The organism is Jeotgalicoccus sp. WY2, assembly GCF_018437745.1.
GTDB classification, from domain to species: domain Bacteria; phylum Bacillota; class Bacilli; order Staphylococcales; family Salinicoccaceae; genus Jeotgalicoccus; species Jeotgalicoccus psychrophilus.
This window is the reverse complement of record NZ_CP049818.1, coordinates 1,199,054-1,216,046: the sequence shown is the minus strand read 5'-3', so window position 1 is coordinate 1,216,046 and position 16,993 is coordinate 1,199,054. Positions and strand designations below refer to the sequence as shown.

The following is a 16,993-nucleotide window of genomic DNA, read 5'->3' as shown; positions in this document are numbered from 1 at the left end:
TAATTTCCGTATGGAGGAATGAAAAATGAGTGATTATTTAATTAGAGGTTTAGGTCTCAATGATGAAGTGCGTATATTTGCTGTTGATACGACAGAAACTATAAATGAAGCAGTGCGCCGCCATGGTGCCTACCCGACAGCATCTGCTGCACTTGGACGCTCGATGTCTGCAGGTGTGATTATGGGTGCGATGCTTAAAGGTGATGACAAAGCGACAATTACAATCGAAGGCGGCGGACCGGTTGGTGCGATCGTTGTCGACAGTGACGCGCATGGACACGTCAGAGGATACCTCGGCAATCCCGAAGTACACTTTGACTTAAACGACCACGGTAAACTTGATGTGAAACGCGCTGTCGGTACAGACGGATCTCTACGTGTAGCGAAAGATATCGGCTTAAAAGATAACTTTGTCGGTTCTGTTGAATTAATTTCAGGAGAGCTTGGAGAAGATTTTTCTTACTACTTCTATGCGAGTGAGCAGGTACCTTCAATCGTAGCGCTTGGTGTTTTAGTAAATCCTGATAATACAATACAGGCTGCAGGCGGATTCGTTATTCAGGTATTGCCGTCAGCAAGCGATGAAACAATTGAATGGCTGAATGAGCGTGCGAAAACAATGACACCGGTATCTAAACTGCTTGCGGAAGGTTTATCGCCTGAACAGGTTATCGATGAAGCAATTGGTGCAGAAAACTGGAGATCACTTGATAACATGCCGGTCAGCTTCGAATGCAGCTGTTCAAAAGAACGTTTTATCAATGCAATCAGTGCATTAGATCCACAAGATATTATGTCGATGATTAAAGAAGATGGCGGCGCGGAAGCGGATTGTCATTTCTGCCGCAACAAAGAGTGGATTACGAAAGAAGAATTACAGGAACTTATTACACACTAAATATTTGAAAAAGCGGCATTTTAATGGTATATTATTCATAGTTATTAACTAGGAATAGGAGTGTTTAATTGTGAGCAACGTATTCAACAACATTTCAGAAGCAATCGGCAACACGCCATTAGTAAAATTAAACCAGTTAACTGAAGAGAACAGCGCGGACGTTTATGTAAAGTTAGAATTTATGAACCCGGGAAGCTCGGTTAAAGACCGTATTGCATTGGCAATGATTGAAGCAGGGGAAGCATCAGGCGAATTAACAGCCGGTACGACAATTGTGGAACCGACAAGTGGTAACACAGGCATTGGCCTTGCTATGGTAGCAGCTTCAAAAGGTTATAAAGCAATTTTAGTAATGCCTGATACGATGAGTAAAGAGCGCCGCAACTTACTGCGTGCATATGGTGCAGAACTTGTTCTGACTCCAGGTGCAGACGGAATGAAAGGTGCAATTAAAAAAGCAGCGGAACTTGCTGAGAAAGATAAATACTTTATGCCTCAGCAATTTGAGAATCCTGCAAACCCTGAAATTCACGCTAAAACAACTGGTAAAGAATTAGTTGAACAGGCGAATTCAGCAGGCTTTACAATCGATGCATTCGTCTCAGGTATCGGCACAGGTGGAACAATCAGCGGTGCTGGTAAAGTGTTAAAAGAAAACTTTGATAATGTGAGAGTTGTTGCGGTTGAACCGACGGATTCAGCGATTTTAAGCGGGAAAGAACCTGGTCCGCATAAAATCCAGGGTATCGGTGCAGGGTTTGTTCCTAAAACACTGAACACTGATATTTATGATGAAATCATTACAATTGAAAATGAAGAATCAATGGACACTGCAAGAGAACTGGCGAAACAAGAAGGTATCCTCGGTGGTATTTCTTCAGGCGCTGCAGTTAAAGCAGGTCTTCAAGTTGCAAAAGATCTCGGCAAAGGCAAAAATGTCGTTGTTATACTTCCTTCAAACGGTGAAAGATATTTATCAACACCATTATTTAACTTTGAAGACTAATTAAAATAGAGAAAACTCCGTCTGTGATGCAGACGGAGTTTTTTGGCGTTTTGATTATTTCAAAACGGAAATATTTGGGGGAGTATTCATCTTTAAACATGTTATAATATGACTATTCAATTTATGTAAAAGCAGAGGTAGATTTTAATGGAAAGACTGAAAGTGATGGGCATTTTAAACACCACGCCGGATTCATTCAGCGACGGCGGTAAATACAACTCGGTCGAGGCAGCTGTAAAGCGTGCGCTTAGAATGGTCGAAGAGGGTGTAGATATTATTGATGTCGGAGGCTATTCAACGCGTCCCGGAGGATATACTGAAATCACAGCTGAGACGGAAATCGAACGTACGGTACCCGTCGTAAAAGCGATAATAGAAGCCGGCGTAACCGTGGATATTTCAGTCGATACGTTCAGAAGTGAAGTTGCGCGTGCGGTACTGGAAGCGGGTGCGACGATGATTAATGATCAGTGGCGCGGTATTTTTGATGAAAAAATACTGGATGTAGTTGCGGAATTTGATGCACCGATTTTCTTAATGCACAATAATGACCACAGCACTTATGAAAACGTCACAGAAGATATGATCAGAGAGCTGAAAGAGTCAGCTGCCCTCGCGTTAAAACACGGTGTTAAAAAAGAAAATATCTGGCTGGATCCGGGTATCGGTTTTGTTAAATCGAGAGAAGAAGAAATAGAAGTGATGCGAAACCTTGAGCAACTTACAGCTGAAGGCTACCCGGTACTCCTCGCAACGAGCAGAAAGCGCATGGTCAAAGAACTGATCGGCGGAGAAACTGATGCTGACGACCGTGATGCAGGCACGCTTGCAACGACAATTATTGGAATTGAAGCAGGCGTTAAAGCGGTCAGAGTTCACAATGTGAAAATGAACCGTCAGGCAGCAGATGTCTATATGAAACTAAAAGGTGATATTAATGGATAAAATTCATATTAACGGAATAAAAACGTACGCTTATCACGGTGCGATTCAGGAAGAGCGTGTACTCGGTCAGTATTTTATTACCGATCTTGTGCTGCACCTTGATTTAACGAACGCATCAAAAACCGATGATCTGTCGGAAACTGTACATTACGGTGAAGTTTATAATCTGGTGGCAGAGATTGTTAAAGGCGAGCCGGTAAGTTTAATTGAACGTCTGGCGGGGAAAATCAATGCGGAATTATTTGACCGGTATGATAAAATAATAGAGGTAGAAACAACTATTACTAAACCTAATCCACCAATAGATGGAAATTATGACAGCGTGGCAATCACGCTGCACGGAAAGCGGGAAACATCATGGCAATAGCTTATCTCGGACTCGGGAGCAATATCGGAGACAGAGAAGTCAGCTTAAAAAATGCAATTGCTAAATTATCCGAAGTACCGGGTATAGAAGTGACGAAAATTTCATCGCAGTATGAAACAAAACCCTATGGTAAAACAGATCAGCCTGACTTTATGAACATGGCAATAGAAGTGGATACGAATCTAACTCCACTCGATTTACTTGAGACAGTCCTCGGTGTTGAACATGAGCTCGGACGTGTCAGAACTGAAGTGTGGGGTCCGAGAAGCATCGATATCGATGTGCTGCTGTACGAAGATCTGGAGCTGCAGTTAACAGACTTAAAAGTACCGCATCCGGAGATGCACCTGCGTTCATTCGTTATCGATCCGCTGAATGAAATTGCACCGAAAAGAGAACACCCGTCACTGCACATGACAGTGGAAAAAATTAAAGAGAAGTTAGATAAAAGTCAGTCAGCAGAGTGACTTTAATAAACATATTATTACAACATATATAGGAGTGGAGTATAGTGAGTGAAGAACTTAATGACCAATTAGCTGTCCGCCGCGAGAAAATGCAGCACCTAAGAGACCAGGGGATGGATCCGTTTGGTAAAAGATTCGAACGTCTGGCATATACAGAAGAAACTGCTCGCCGACTGGGATGAGTTTTCAAAAGAAGAGCTTGAAGAAAAAGAAAATGAATCGGTAACAGCAATTGCCGGCCGTATTATGACTAAACGTGGTAAAGGTAAAGCCGGTTTTGCACACATCCAGGATATTACAGGCCAGATTCAGATTTACGTTAGAAAAGACCAAATCGGCGATGAAGCATTTGAAGTTTGGAACCAGGCAGATCTAGGAGATTTCGTTGGAATTAAAGGTCCGATGTTTAAAACAAACACGGGAGACTGTCTGTTAAGCCGACTGAATTTACGCTGCTGACGAAAGCACTTCGTCCGCTGCCGGATAAATATCACGGCTTAAAAGACGTTGAAGAACGCTACCGTAAACGTTATCTCGATCTGATTACAAGTAAAGAATCGAGAGAGACGTTTATCAAACGCAGCAGAATCATTCAGGAAATGCGTAACTACCTGGACAGAATCGGTTTCCTGGAAGTGGAAACACCGATGATGCATTCAATCGCAGGCGGTGCTCAGGCACGTCCGTTCATCACTCACCATAACGCACTGGACAGAGACTTATTCATGCGTATCGCTTTAGAATTACACTTGAAACGCCTCGTTATCGGCGGTATTGAAAAAGTGTATGAAATCGGTCGCGTATTTAGAAACGAAGGTGTTTCTACACGCCACAACCCTGAATTTACGATGATGGAATTATACGAAGCATACGCTGACTACAAAGACATTATGAAACTGACTGAAGAAATGGTTGCTTATATTGCTGAGAAAGTAAACGGCACGATGAAAGTGACGTACAATGGTGAAGAAATTGACTTACTTAACGCCTGAGTGGAAACGCGTGCACATGGTGGATATCGTCAATGAATATACCGGCGTAAACTTCTACGATATTACAACAGTTGAAGAAGCGAGAGCTGCAGCGAAAGAACATAACGTAGAAATTAATGACAACATGCTTTACGGCCATATTCTGAACGAATTTTTCCGAGCAGAAAGTCGAAGAAGAATTAGTACAGCCGACATTCGTTTACGGCCACCCGGTAGAAATTTCGCCGCTGGCTAAGAAAAACGATGAAGACCCGCGCTTCACAGACCGTTTCGAGCTGTTTATCGTACGCCGCGAACACGCGAACGCATTTACAGAGCTTAACGACCCGATCGATCAGAGAGAACGCTTTGAATCACAGGTCGCAGAACGTGTGCAGGTAACGACGAACGAACACACGATATGGATGAAGACTATCTTGAAGCAATGGAATACGGCCTGCCGCCAACAGGCGGACTCGGCATTGGTATTGACCGCCTGGTAATGCTATTGACGGATTCAGCATCAATCAGAGACGTATTATTATTCCCATCAATGCGTGAAAGATAATATATATGGAAACACCGTAATCCTTTAGGGGAGAGCGGTGTTTTTTTGTATGGTGAAAGCTTACATAAAAAGGAAAAAGTAATGAGGTTTTGGCTAAAGGTGAGCCAGTTTTGCTATTTTTGTGTTTAAGTAAATTATTTGAAATAAAACCGATATTTTCGACTATTATATAGAATAAGAAAGATTATTCTAGGAGGAGATGGAATGTTTTTAAATAAACGTCTGATGTCATCGGAATTTTTATATTATAAAGCGCTTGAAAAGAGAACGGAATTAAATTTTAAAGAGAAACGTAATTTGTAATATTGAGAAGGGTTTTGACGGTGAATGCTTGTACGATAAAATATTCGATGAAATTGGTCATGAGAGTGTCTATGTTTTAAGGGGTCTTCATTTAAAAGCAGGCAAGTCGATTACTCAGTTTGACAGTATTGTTATCAGCATGGACCGTGTAGCAGTTAATGAAATTAAAAACTATTCGGGCGATTACCTTTATGAAAATAACGCCTGGTATCGCAATGGTAAACAGTTGAAAGATAATGCACATATCCAGTTGAGTCGTGCCAAAGGCAAAATTATTCAGCTGAGAGATGAGGCAGGTTTACATTTTAATGTGGAAGGCGCTGTAATATTTACGGGAGATGATTTCAGATTAACGACCGAAAGCGATCATATTTGGAGCGAAACAGTGATGCTGAACCAGTTGAGAAATTATTTCAGGGAATTTAAAGACGACCGTATCGGTGACAAAGCTAAAAGTATTGTGAGACATATTAAAAATGCGATAGCAGAAAACCCTTATTTTGAAGAGGAGGTGGATATTTCAAGACTGCAGCGTGGCTTATACTGTGGTGCATGTGGAAGTTTCGAATTGATAAAAGGGCGTTTCCAATATACATGTGCATCGTGCGGAAGTATCGAAAGCAACGAAACACATCTGCTCCGCACGATGAGCGATCATAAGTTTCTGTTTTACAATCAGCCGATAACTAAACAGTCGCTGCTGTATTTAATTGATTATCAAATTTCAGAAGATGGTGCTTATCGTTTTCTTAAAAAGCATTGTCATATTAATTTGAGGGGTAAAAAGACGACATATACCTTTAAATATTATGATTGGGAGGAGCCGATTGCACAAATAAAACATAATCAGCGGTATAAGGATAAAATTCAGTCATGAAATTCCTTATTTGGACGTTTGCTCCGCAATGAGCGGCTGTCATTCCCGAGAAAGAGCGTTTGCTCCGCAATGAGATGCTGTCATTCCCGAGAAAGGACGTTTGCTCCGCAATGAGGTGCTGTCATTCCCGAGAAAGGACGTTTGCTCCGCAATGAGATGCTGTCATTCCCGAGAAAGAGCGTTTGCTCCGCAATGAGATGCTGTCATTCCCGAGAAAGGACGTTTGCTCCGCAATGAACAGCAATCATTGCGAAGCAAACAAAAAGAGGCCTGACTCCACCGCTGTTATTTAATTATGTAAAATTCTATTGACATTTTAACTAAAAATCTATAATATATATTAGTTTGATTTTGCTTTTAGGAGAATTAGCTCAGCTGGGAGAGCATCTGCCTTACAAGCAGAGGGTCGGCGGTTCGAGCCCGTCATTCTCCACCATTTCATACTCAAATTAATATTTATAAATGCGGAAGTAGTTCAGTGATAGAACATCACCTTGCCAAGGTGGGGGTCGCGGGTTTGAATCCCGTCTTCCGCTCCATTTTTTATTAAATACATAGGGGCCTATAGCTCAGTTGGTTAGAGCGCACGCCTGATAAGCGTGAGGTCGGTGGTTCGAGTCCACCTAGGCCCACTTACAATAGATTATCACTTTCGACTGTCTGAGTCGGAAGTGATTTTTTGTTTTACACAAAAATAAGCTGCACAAAGTTTAACTTTGTGCAGCGAAAGACAAGTCTTATTTTATATGTCCTTTATCTATTAAAGCTTTGCGGATTTCGAGCATTGCGGTATAGGTTGCAAGCATGTGAATCTGCGTAGTCGGCGCATGTTCAATCGCTTCGATTACACTGGCAAGGTCACCTGCTGCATCGATATTATTTTTGTCGAAGCCTGCTGTAACCAGCCGGTCGGTCATAGTATCGACAGCGATACCGCCTGTAATCACCTTTTCGATATTTAAATCGGTTAATGATTCGAATTGTGTATCATCAAGCCATTTTAAATCGATGCCGTCCGCGGGACGGTTATTAAGAAGTGCAACCAGCGTAAATGGTTCTTTTTCAAGCTTCACGAGGTTCAGTACCTGATCGACTCCGACAGGATTTTTAACGACGTTAAGGATGATTTTCTTATCGTATGCGATGACTTCCTGACGGCCGAAAACGCGTTCGTTCGCAAGGAATGCATCTTTAATATCAGCCGGTGAGACATCGAAAAATCTGCCGACGCTGTACGCTGCAAGTGCATTGTAGATATTATAAACTCCTGCGTTGTGAAGCGTGAATAAATCGTTATCGAGCTTGAACGTTGAGTGTGTGACATTGAGTTCCTGAACACCGGTTACTTTGTAGTCGAGCTCAGGGCGTTTGAAGCCGCATGACTGGCAGTAATAGTCACCAAGATTAGCATATGTGAAATGGTGGTAATTTAAAGTGTGACCGCATTTTGGACATTTTATATCTTCTTTTGACTGATCGCTCGATTCAATATCTGTATCGAAGCCGAAAAAATTCTTGGGATTCGGTAAATCCTGAGAGTTGAACAGAGGCAGATCACCGTTGGCGATAATTGTGGCCTCAGGCACTTCGCGAGCTGCGTCCGTGAGCAGGTCATATATTTTATCAGTTGTACCGTAGCGGTCGAGCTGATCACTGAAAATATTCGTATGTACAAATAATTTAGGCTGCAGTTCTCTGACGACGTTTTTTAAAGAGCCTTCGTCTACTTCGAGAATAGCAATGGCATCTTTCGTTGTACGCGGTGCATTTAGAAAAGCACCGACGATTCCCTGCTTCATATTAGAACCTGAACGGTTCGTGATGATGTTTTTGTATTTTTTAGACAGAGCATTTGTCGTAAGAGTCGTCGTCAAAGTTTTGCCGTTAGTTCCTGTAATCACGATAACATCGTAATTTTTTGCGAGATTCCGAAGTAGATTTTTATCGATGGAAAGAGCGATTTTACCGGGAAGACTGCTGCCGCCGTTCGTAAATTTTGTCAATAAATAACTGGTCATTTTACCTGAGTTTTTAGCTATAGTGGATTTAAGTGTCATTCATGTACGCTCCTTTATCTTAAGACTGCTGGGAATCAATTATAACATTCAGTATTATTCGGTACTATATTTTTTGAAAAGCGTTATAATAATCATTATTAATCACTGAGGAGAGTAAACATGTTGGATTTCTTTATGAGTTTGGAAGCATGGCAGCAGGCGTTACTCGCCACGTTGTTTACGTGGACTATGACGGGTCTCGGTGCAGCGATTGTATTCCTGACAAAAGGCGTAAGTGAAAACTTTCTAAATATAACGCTCGGCTTTGCGGGCGGAATTATGATAGCGGCGAGTTTCTGGTCGCTTTTAGCTCCAGCTATTGAGGCGAGTGCCGACAATCCTATCGGGGAATGGTTCCCTGCACTGGTGGGCGTGCTTGGCGGTGCATTATTTATTTATGTATTCGATAAATTAATACCTCACCGTCACAGGGGTGAGGATTCGACAGAAGGGCTCTCCTATAATACCTCGAGACGCAGTACGCTGCTTATCACGTCGCTCACACTGCATAACATACCTGAGGGACTGTCTATCGGTATTCTGTTCGGTGCTGCGGGCCTCAGTGGAGATCCGGTAATGACGATGAGTGCCCTGACACTGGCAATCGGTATCGGGTTGCAGAACATTCCGGAAGGAACAGCGGTATCGATGCCGCTTCGGGGAGACGGCGCAAGTAAAAGGCGTGCGTTCTTCTGGGGCTGGATGTCTGCCATCGTAGAACCGATGGCTGCAATGGTCGGTGTACTGCTGATTGGCATGATGGAGCCGGTACTGCCTTATGCCCTCGCTGCAGGTGCTGGTGCGATGATATTCGTCGTCGTGGAAGAAGTAATACCAAGCACACAGAAAAATGGACATTCCGATGTTGCAGTCTTTGCATTTATGATTGGTTTCGCCATTATGATGGTGCTGGATGTTGCACTGGGTTAAGAGATATAAGTTTAATAATGTAAATAACCCGTATATCAGACTCTGAGGAAGCTGATATACGGGTTATTGCTTATAATTTTTCACACAAAAAAACTCCGGAGGATTATCCTCCGGAGTTCATTTAAAGTTTTACAATCTTAGTAGAAGAATCCGATGATTACAGAACTTAGTAATGAAACAAGTGTTGCACCGTAAACTAATTTAAGACCGAACTTCGCAACTTTGTCTCCGCTTTCGCCATGAAGACCTTTTACAGAACCGGCGATAATACCGATACTTGCAAAGTTAGCGAATGAGATCAGGAATACTGAAAGCATTGCCTGTGTTTTCTCTGATAGAGTTTCTGCTAATGGCATGAACTCTAAAATTGCTACGAATTCGTTTGTAATAAGTTTCGTTGCCATTAATGAACCGGCAGTCTGAGCTTCATCCCATGGAATACCAATCAGGAATGCGACCGGCATAAAGATGTAACCAAGAATATCCTGGAATGATAAGTTTGATCCCGGAATTAATAGGAATATGTTGTTTAACAGACCAATTAAAGCGATAAACCCGATAAGCATCGCGCCTACGATAAGGACGATTTTACCACCGTCGATGATGTAATCTCCAAGAACCTGGAAGAAAGATTTACCTTTCTCGGGGTTTGTAGAAATTTCAACGTCGCCGTCATTAATTTCTTCTTCGTACGGGTTGATAATGTGAACAATAACGTATACACCGAACAGGTTAAGAACGATTGCGATAATTACAAACTGCGGGTCGAGCATAGTAAAGAATGCACCGACGATTGACAGTGAGATTGAACTCATTGCCTGTGCTGATAATGTGTAAAGACGCTGTGTTGTCATTTTAGGCAGGTGGTTTTTAAGTGATACAAAAACCTCAGACTGTCCAAGCATCATTGATGCCGCACCGTTGTATGACTCTATGTAGGGCATACCAGTGATTTTCGTAAGCAGGAATCCAATTCCTTTAATAATGAAAGGAAGAATTCTCGTGAATGATAAAATACCGATAACTGCTGAGATGAAGATAATCGGAAGTAACACGTTGAATAAGAACACGTTTGCCGGTTCTCCTTCAGTTGTAGACATCAGATCACCAAAGACGAAAATTCCGCCTTCTCTTGCAAATCCGAGTAAACTATCAAATACGCCAGCAAGCCCCAGGATGAATGTCTGTCCACCTGTTGTACTTAAGAACAAGAATGCAGCAAGGATTTGCAGCACAAGTAATACGACAATGTTTTTCCAATGCTTAAATGCAAGCTTTTTGTTGCTGCTTGCGATCCATGCCAGGAAGATGACGAATAGTATACCAACTATTCCCATTACAATACTCATAGTAAGCCTCCAAAAATAATGTATGAAATTGTTCTCTATGTATATGTTTCCATTTAATTATAAAGTAAATGTTACAAATACGCGATACTGAATCATTATAATGCAAACGTTTACAGAAATAAAGGGTGTATTGAGAGAAATAAACAAAAAAAGTCGATTTTCTAAGAAATACAAACAGTAGATTTTTTTAAAAAAATAAACAAGAGATTTGCCAAAAAACGCACAGACGGTATACTTTAGTCAAAGTTGGTCAAGGAGGAGTGGTGATATGCGTAATATGTCGGATATCATTGAGCAGTACTTAAAAGATATGATTGAACAATCTGGCAATGAAGTCGTTGAGATTAAACGCGCGCACATCGCTGAAAAATTTGATTGTGTGCCGTCACAACTAAACTATGTAATAAAAACCCGTTTTACGAACGAGCACGGTTATGTAGTAGAAAGCAAACGCGGCGGAGGCGGCTACATTAGAATCACCAAGGTGGAAACTCACTCTGAAACTGAGTACCTTCTGCATCTTCAGAACTTAATTGGAGAAAACATCTCGCAGTTAAATGCGGAGCATCTGGTCCAGTCCATGTATGAAAATGAAGTCATTACTTACCGGGAATCACAAATTATAGATGCAGTGATGAAACGCGAAATTTTATCGCTTGAGCTGCCTTACAGAGATATTTTAAGAGCAAAAATTTTACGGCGTATAATTACAGCTATACTCTATGCTAAGGATGAGATGAAATGTGAAATATGCAACGAGCGTGAAGCGGCAATTCATATTTCGAAAGGTTCGGGGCATGCTCACAGAGAACAATATTTGTGTGAACAATGCGCCAATCAATCGATGGATATAAATTATAATCAGACGGATAACCCGTTTGATATTCAGACGCTGTTAAAAATGCTTGCGAACAATTCACAGCGTGAACAGACAGAAACAGAGCAGCATGCCTGTCCGACCTGCGGTTCGACACTAAAGAGTGTTGTTAAGAACGGATTATTCGGCTGCAGCCACTGTTACGAATACTTTGAGCGCTACGTGCCGGAAATCGTCACGCGTGTGCAGTTAAATCAGCAGCGTCATATCGGCAAAATACCGTCGCAGGCACACGATACTTTAAAACTGAAACGGGATATCCAGTCGCTTGAACAGACGCTGCAGGAGAAAGTGAAAATGCAGGCCTTTGAGGAAGCAGCGGTAGTCCGCGACCAAATTCAGGCGCTGAAGGACGGTGAGACCTATGAATAGACATACGAGTATGTGGATTCAAAATGCGGTGAACACAGAAATAGAAATGTCATCGCGGATCCGTCTCGCACGTAATATTAAAGGTGTGCCTTTTACTCACGTGCTTGAAGACGATGAAGATCTCGAGGCCCTTGGAGGGCTGGTAGCGAAAGTTCTGCCTGATTACGGTCTCACAGCTGTACAGAAGCTGCCTGTTCCAGATAGAGCGCTGCTCGTTGAAAAGCATTTAATCAGTCCAAATTTTGCGAAACACGGCAACCGTGTATTTATTAATAATGATGAAGATGTATCTATTATGCTTGGTGAAGAAGATCACCTCCGCATACAGGCGCTCGGGACGAATATAGGCCTTGAGTCACTTTATGAGAAAGCAAATGCAATAGATGATACATTGGAAAAAAGATAGAGTATGCTTTTGATGAACAATACGGTTATTTAACGGCGTGTCCGACAAATATCGGCACCGGCATGAGAGCATCGGTGATGCTGCATCTGCCGGCACTCACAGCAACGAATAAAATTCAGAGATTCCACAACAACCTGACACGTTTCGGTTTTACCCTGCGTGGTATATACGGGGAAGGCTCTGAACCGCTGGGTTCAGTATATCAGCTCTCCAATCAGGTAACGCTCGGCTTTGAAGAATCAGTTATTATAAATAATTTGACCGAGCTGAAAAACCGTTTAATAGAAGAAGAGCGTATGGCAAGACAGCATTTACTGACGCTGGACACCAAGGATGCGGTAAACCGTTCACTCGGAATTCTGCAGCATGCTTATAAATTATCGTTAAAAGAAGCGTCAATGCATTTAAGCAATGTGAAGCTCGGTATCGATTTATCGTATATTGAATTTCCAGATTTCAACTTTCAGGAATGGTTCCAGCTGATTCAGCCGGCATTTGTTAAAGAACGTATAAATATAGAAGAAGACTACGATTCACCTGGGGGTGCGGCGGAAAGTGCGCGAGCATCCTTAATGCGTGAATTACTAGGAGGGAAATAGAGTATGCTATTTGGTAAATTAACAGAGCGTGCCCAGAAAGTACTGGCGTATGCACAAGAAGAAGCAATCACACTAAAAAACTCTAATATTGGTACAGAGCATCTGCTGCTCGGTTTAGTCAAAGAGCAGGAAGGTATTGCAGCAAAAGTTCTCGCATCATTTAATATTGATGAACAGCGGGTCAATGAAGAAGTTCATAATTTAATCAATACAGCTGACACGAATAAAAAGCCTCATCTATACACTACACCCCGTGCTAAAAAAGTCATCGAACTGTCGATGGATGAAGCGCGCAAACTGCATCACAATTTTGTCGGTACAGAACATCTGCTGCTCGGCTTAATCCGTGAAAGTGAAGGTGTGGCAGCACGTGTGCTGGCGAACTTAGATCTAATATTACGAAAGCACGTGCCGCTGTAATTAAAATGCTCGGGAACCCCGAGTCATTCCAGTCTCACAGCAGCGTCGAGAGAGATACGAATACACCCACACTTGACTCTCTGGCACGATCTAACGCAAATCGCAAGAAAGATTTGCTCGATCCGGTTATCGACGCTCAGACGAAATTACACGTGTGGTTGAAATACTGAGCCGCAGAACGAAAAATAACCCGGTTTTAATCGGTGAACCTGGTGTAGGTAAAACTGCAATTGCAGAAGGGCTTGCACAAGCAATTTTCAAAACGAAGTACCTGAAAATTTAAAAGGCAAGCGTGTCATGTCACTCGATATGGGTACAGTTGTTGCGGGAACTAAATACCGCGGTGAATTTGAAGAACGCATGAAAAAAGTAATGGATGAAATTCATAAAGCGGGTAACGTCGTGCTCTTTATCGATGAGCTGCATACGCTTATCGGTGCCGGCGGCGCAGAAGGTGCAATCGATGCATCAAACATTTTAAAACCTGCGCTGGCACGCGGTGAACTGCAGTGTATCGGTGCGACAACGCTCGATGAGTTCCGCAAGCACATTGAAAAAGACGCAGCACTCGAGCGCCGTTTCCAGCCGGTTATGGTCGATGAACCAAACGCTGAAGATGCACTCCTTATCTTAAAAGGACTGCGCGACCGTTATGAAGCACATCACCGTCTGACGATTACAGATGAGGCGCTTGAATCGGCGGTACGTATGAGTGACCGTTATATTCAGGATCGTTTCTTACCGGATAAAGCAATCGATTTAATCGATGAAGCATCGTCTAAAGTCAGATTGAGAAGCTATGCAGCTCCGCCTGACTTAAAAGACTTAGAAGCGGAACTTGAAAATGTGAAAAAAGAAAAAGATGCAGCGGTACAGAGTCAGGAATTTGAAGCGGCAGCGAATTTCCGTGATCAGCAGACGAAAATTGAACGTCAGGTGAAAGAATCGGAAGAGAACTGGAAGAAAGAACAGGGAGACTCATCGCAATCAGTAACACCGGCAGATATTGAGCTCGTTGTTGCAATGATTACAGGCATACCTCTGACTAAAATTGCAGAAGATGAATCTGACAGACTGTTAAATCTTGAATCGATTCTGCACGAACGTGTTATCGGGCAGAACGATGCGGTCACATCGATTTCAAAAGCGGTAAGACGTGCACGTGCAGGACTTAAAAATCCTAAGCGTCCAATCGGCAGCTTTATCTTCCTCGGACCGACAGGTGTCGGGAAGACCGAACTTGCAAGAGCTCTCAGCGAAACGATGTTCGGTGAGGAAGATGCAATGATTCGCGTTGATATGAGTGAATATATGGAAAAACATTCCGTATCACGTCTTGTCGGTTCACCTCCCGGCTATGTCGGCTATGATGACGGCGGTCAGCTGACTGAAAAAGTAAGAAGAAAACCTTACTCATTAGTACTGTTCGATGAAATAGAAAAAGCGCATCCCGACGTTTTCAACCTGCTGCTGCAGGTGCTGGACGACGGCCGCTTGACGGACTCGAACGGACGGACAGTCGATTTCCGCAATACGATTATTGTGATGACATCGAATGTGGGTGCACGTGAACTTCAGGATCAGAGATTCGTCGGCTTCGGCGGACCAGCTGCGGATAATTACGAAAATGTGCGCAGCACAATGATGAAAGAACTTAAGAATTCTTTTAGACCTGAATTTATTAACCGTGTGGACGACATTATCGTGTTCCATAAATTAGAAAAAGAACACCTTAAAGAAATTGTCAGCTTAATGATCAATCAGCTGCGTGAACGTCTGATAGACCAGAACATTCATATTGAAGTGACTGAAAAAGCGACTGAACGTATCGCAGAAGAAGGCTATGATCCGGAATACGGAGCGCGTCCTTTAGCGAGAAGCATTCAGAAAAACATTGAAGATACTCTCAGTGAATCACTGCTTAGCGGTGAAAGCTTTGAAAACAAACTTGTCACAGTAGATTACAAAAAAGATAAGTTTACGGTCAAAACAAAAGACAGAGCAAGAGACGCAGTAGAACAATAATAAAAACCCCAATCTCTCAAACAAACTTGAGGATTGGGGTTTTACTTACATAAATTTAAGGGTGAAAAACTTCTTCCGCGAGATTAATTGCATTGAACAGCGCGCTCGCTTTGTTAATAGTTTCCTGATATTCATTTTCCGGTGTAGAGTCGGCAACAACCCCGGCACCGGCTTGAACGCTGACGGTACTGCCTTCAAGAATCATCGTCCGTATCGTAATACACGAATCCATATTGCCGTCGAAACCGTAATACAGAATACACCCGCCGTACAGACCGCGATTATCGGGTTCAAGTTCGCGGATAATTTCCATGGCACGTGTTTTGGTGCGCCGGTAAGGGTGCCAGCAGGGAATGAATTGAAAAATGCTTCAATCGGTGATACATCATCCCGCAGCGTACCGTTAACAACACTGATGATATGCATGACTTCTGAGAATCTGCCAATCGTCATATAACGGCTGACTTCGACGCTGTCCAAAACCGATACTTTACGAAATTCATCCAGTGCCAGCTCGACGAGCATTTTATGCTCGGCAACTTCTTTTTCGTCATTGAGCAGTTCCTGTGCGATTGCCTCGTCTTCTTCTGGCGTCTGTCCGCGCCTTCTGGTGCCGGCAATTGGATGAATTTCAAGTCTATTATCCTTAACCTGCAGCTGGCGTTCGGGAGAACTGCCAATCAGCTCTGCGTCAGAAAAGTTTAAGTAGAACATATAGGGTGATGGATTGATGTTTCTTAAAATCCGGTACAGTTCAAATCCGGAGCACTGCGTGACTGTATCAAAACGCTGTGAAATTACAGTCTGCTCTATCTCACCGCGGCTGATATGATTTTTTATCACATCGACATCGCGTTTGAAATCAGCTTCTTTGTAGTTGCTTGTAAATGTCAGCTGCGGATTTTCGGCCTGTCTTCGTGAAAGCATTAAATCCTCGAGCTGAATATTGCTCTGCAGCTGTTTTTTAAGTGAGTGAATACGTGTTTTTAAAGTGTTATATGTATCTTTAACACTTTCAAAGCGTTCTGGATTTTCAAATGAGATGATGGAAGTCTGCTGTTTGCGGTGGTCGTAGGCGATCAGCGTGCGTGTGAAAACGAATTGATAATTGCCGTGCTGACTGCCGTCGCGCGGTTTGATGCCGGCGAGATCCTGCACAGCTTCATAATTTATATAGCCGACAGCACCGCCTTTAAACGGGAGGTCTATGCTGTCGGTGTATGCGTCGACATAATTCTGTGCATAATCGAGTGCTTCTTTCAGCGTGCTGAATGTAAATGTTTTGTCTGTGTCGAGATCAGTCATAAGAAACCCGTCACGGGCTTCACTTATATCGATAAAAGGATCCAGGCCGATAAATGAATAATTCGACCATTCTGATGCAGGGTCCTGACTTTCTAAAATATAAGCGCGTCGTCCTTTAATGCATTGAACATATGTACCGGCGTCAATACATCGGTGTAAAAACTTTCAATCAGCGGCAAAGTCTTGTGCGACCCTGCGCTTTTGGAAAAATCGTTAAATGTCTGCATAGAATCTCCTTCTCTTTTTTTAAG

Annotated in this window: 11 protein-coding genes, 3 tRNA genes and 5 pseudogenes; 15 read left to right on the top strand and 4 right to left on the bottom strand. The window is 42.7% G+C overall.

The window, feature by feature from the left end; genetic code table 11:
- Positions 1-25: 25 nt before the first annotated feature.
- The 10 genes and pseudogenes from hslO (at position 26) to G4D76_RS07115 (ending at position 7,034) form a co-directional block, all read left to right on the top strand.
- The gene (gene hslO / locus G4D76_RS07160) at positions 26-898 is read left to right on the top strand and encodes an Hsp33 family molecular chaperone HslO (protein ID WP_213810943.1); all 873 of its coding nucleotides are present in this window, start codon (positions 26-28) and stop codon (positions 896-898) included.
- A gap of 70 nt (positions 899-968) precedes the next feature.
- Positions 969-1,904 carry a cysteine synthase A gene (gene cysK / locus G4D76_RS07155; protein WP_213810942.1) on the top strand — a complete coding sequence of 312 codons (936 nt, stop codon included), beginning with the start codon at positions 969-971 and terminating at the stop codon, positions 1,902-1,904.
- A gap of 147 nt (positions 1,905-2,051) precedes the next feature.
- A complete protein-coding gene (gene folP, locus G4D76_RS07150) occupies positions 2,052-2,849 on the top strand; it encodes a dihydropteroate synthase (protein WP_213810941.1) in 798 nt (265 codons plus the stop codon).
- Positions 2,842-3,216: a dihydroneopterin aldolase gene (folB, locus tag G4D76_RS07145; RefSeq protein WP_026860112.1), complete on the top strand. Its 375-nt coding sequence runs from the start codon at positions 2,842-2,844 to the stop codon at positions 3,214-3,216. Before folP ends, folB begins: the two co-directional genes overlap by 8 nt.
- Positions 3,207-3,683, top strand: a complete 477-nt coding sequence (folK, locus tag G4D76_RS07140; RefSeq protein WP_035785988.1) for a 2-amino-4-hydroxy-6-hydroxymethyldihydropteridine diphosphokinase — start codon at positions 3,207-3,209, stop codon at positions 3,681-3,683. The genes folB and folK overlap by 10 nt, the downstream gene beginning before the upstream one ends.
- Positions 3,684-3,727: 44 nt before the next feature.
- Positions 3,728-5,222 (top strand): annotated as a pseudogene (gene lysS / locus G4D76_RS07135) (lysine--tRNA ligase).
- 277 nt (positions 5,223-5,499) lie between these two features.
- On the top strand, positions 5,500-6,402 hold the full coding sequence (locus G4D76_RS07130) for a nuclease-related domain-containing protein (RefSeq protein WP_371814664.1): 903 nt from the start codon (positions 5,500-5,502) through the stop codon (positions 6,400-6,402).
- Between the two features lie 360 nt (positions 6,403-6,762).
- Positions 6,763-6,838, top strand: a tRNA-Val gene (locus G4D76_RS07125).
- Between the two features lie 28 nt (positions 6,839-6,866).
- Positions 6,867-6,941 (top strand) — tRNA-Gly (locus G4D76_RS07120).
- Between the two features lie 19 nt (positions 6,942-6,960).
- Positions 6,961-7,034, top strand: a tRNA-Ile gene (locus G4D76_RS07115).
- Between the two features lie 105 nt (positions 7,035-7,139).
- Here G4D76_RS07115 and G4D76_RS07110 read toward each other — a convergent pair.
- Positions 7,140-8,459, bottom strand: coding sequence for a MurT ligase domain-containing protein (locus G4D76_RS07110; RefSeq protein ID WP_213810939.1), 1,320 nt, complete (start codon positions 8,457-8,459; stop codon positions 7,140-7,142).
- A gap of 120 nt (positions 8,460-8,579) precedes the next feature.
- Between G4D76_RS07110 and G4D76_RS07105 the strand changes: the two genes are divergently transcribed.
- On the top strand, positions 8,580-9,389 hold the full coding sequence (locus G4D76_RS07105) for a ZIP family metal transporter (protein ID WP_026860116.1): 810 nt from the start codon (positions 8,580-8,582) through the stop codon (positions 9,387-9,389).
- Positions 9,390-9,526: 137 nt separating this feature from the next.
- On the opposite strand, the gene G4D76_RS07100 is transcribed toward G4D76_RS07105, so the two are convergent.
- Positions 9,527-10,738 (bottom strand): NupC/NupG family nucleoside CNT transporter, encoded by a 1,212-nt coding sequence (locus G4D76_RS07100; RefSeq protein WP_213810938.1) that lies wholly within the window; start codon positions 10,736-10,738, stop codon positions 9,527-9,529.
- Positions 10,739-11,006: 268 nt separating this feature from the next.
- Between G4D76_RS07100 and G4D76_RS07095 the strand changes: the two are divergent.
- From G4D76_RS07095 to G4D76_RS07080, 4 genes and pseudogenes are all read left to right on the top strand, one after another.
- Positions 11,007-11,462, top strand: a pseudogene (locus G4D76_RS07095) (CtsR family transcriptional regulator); the annotation flags it as partial.
- 12 nt (positions 11,463-11,474) lie between these two features.
- Positions 11,475-11,987 carry a UvrB/UvrC motif-containing protein gene (locus G4D76_RS15910; protein WP_026860119.1) on the top strand — a complete coding sequence of 171 codons (513 nt, stop codon included), beginning with the start codon at positions 11,475-11,477 and terminating at the stop codon, positions 11,985-11,987.
- Positions 11,980-12,992 (top strand): annotated as a pseudogene (locus G4D76_RS16820) (hypothetical protein). Before G4D76_RS15910 ends, G4D76_RS16820 begins: the two are co-directional and overlap by 8 nt.
- A gap of 3 nt (positions 12,993-12,995) precedes the next feature.
- A pseudogene (locus G4D76_RS07080) lies at positions 12,996-15,437 on the top strand (ATP-dependent Clp protease ATP-binding subunit).
- A gap of 55 nt (positions 15,438-15,492) precedes the next feature.
- Here the strand turns inward: G4D76_RS07080 and G4D76_RS07075 are convergent.
- Together G4D76_RS07075 and G4D76_RS15905 are read right to left on the bottom strand one after the other, a co-directional pair.
- Positions 15,493-16,841 (bottom strand): annotated as a pseudogene (locus G4D76_RS07075) (anthranilate synthase component I family protein).
- Complete coding sequence (locus G4D76_RS15905) at positions 16,835-16,969, bottom strand: hypothetical protein (protein ID WP_256440548.1); 135 nt, start codon at positions 16,967-16,969, stop codon at positions 16,835-16,837. The pseudogene G4D76_RS07075 and the gene G4D76_RS15905 overlap by 7 nt, the downstream one beginning before the upstream one ends.
- Between the last annotated feature and the right edge of the window lie 24 nt (positions 16,970-16,993).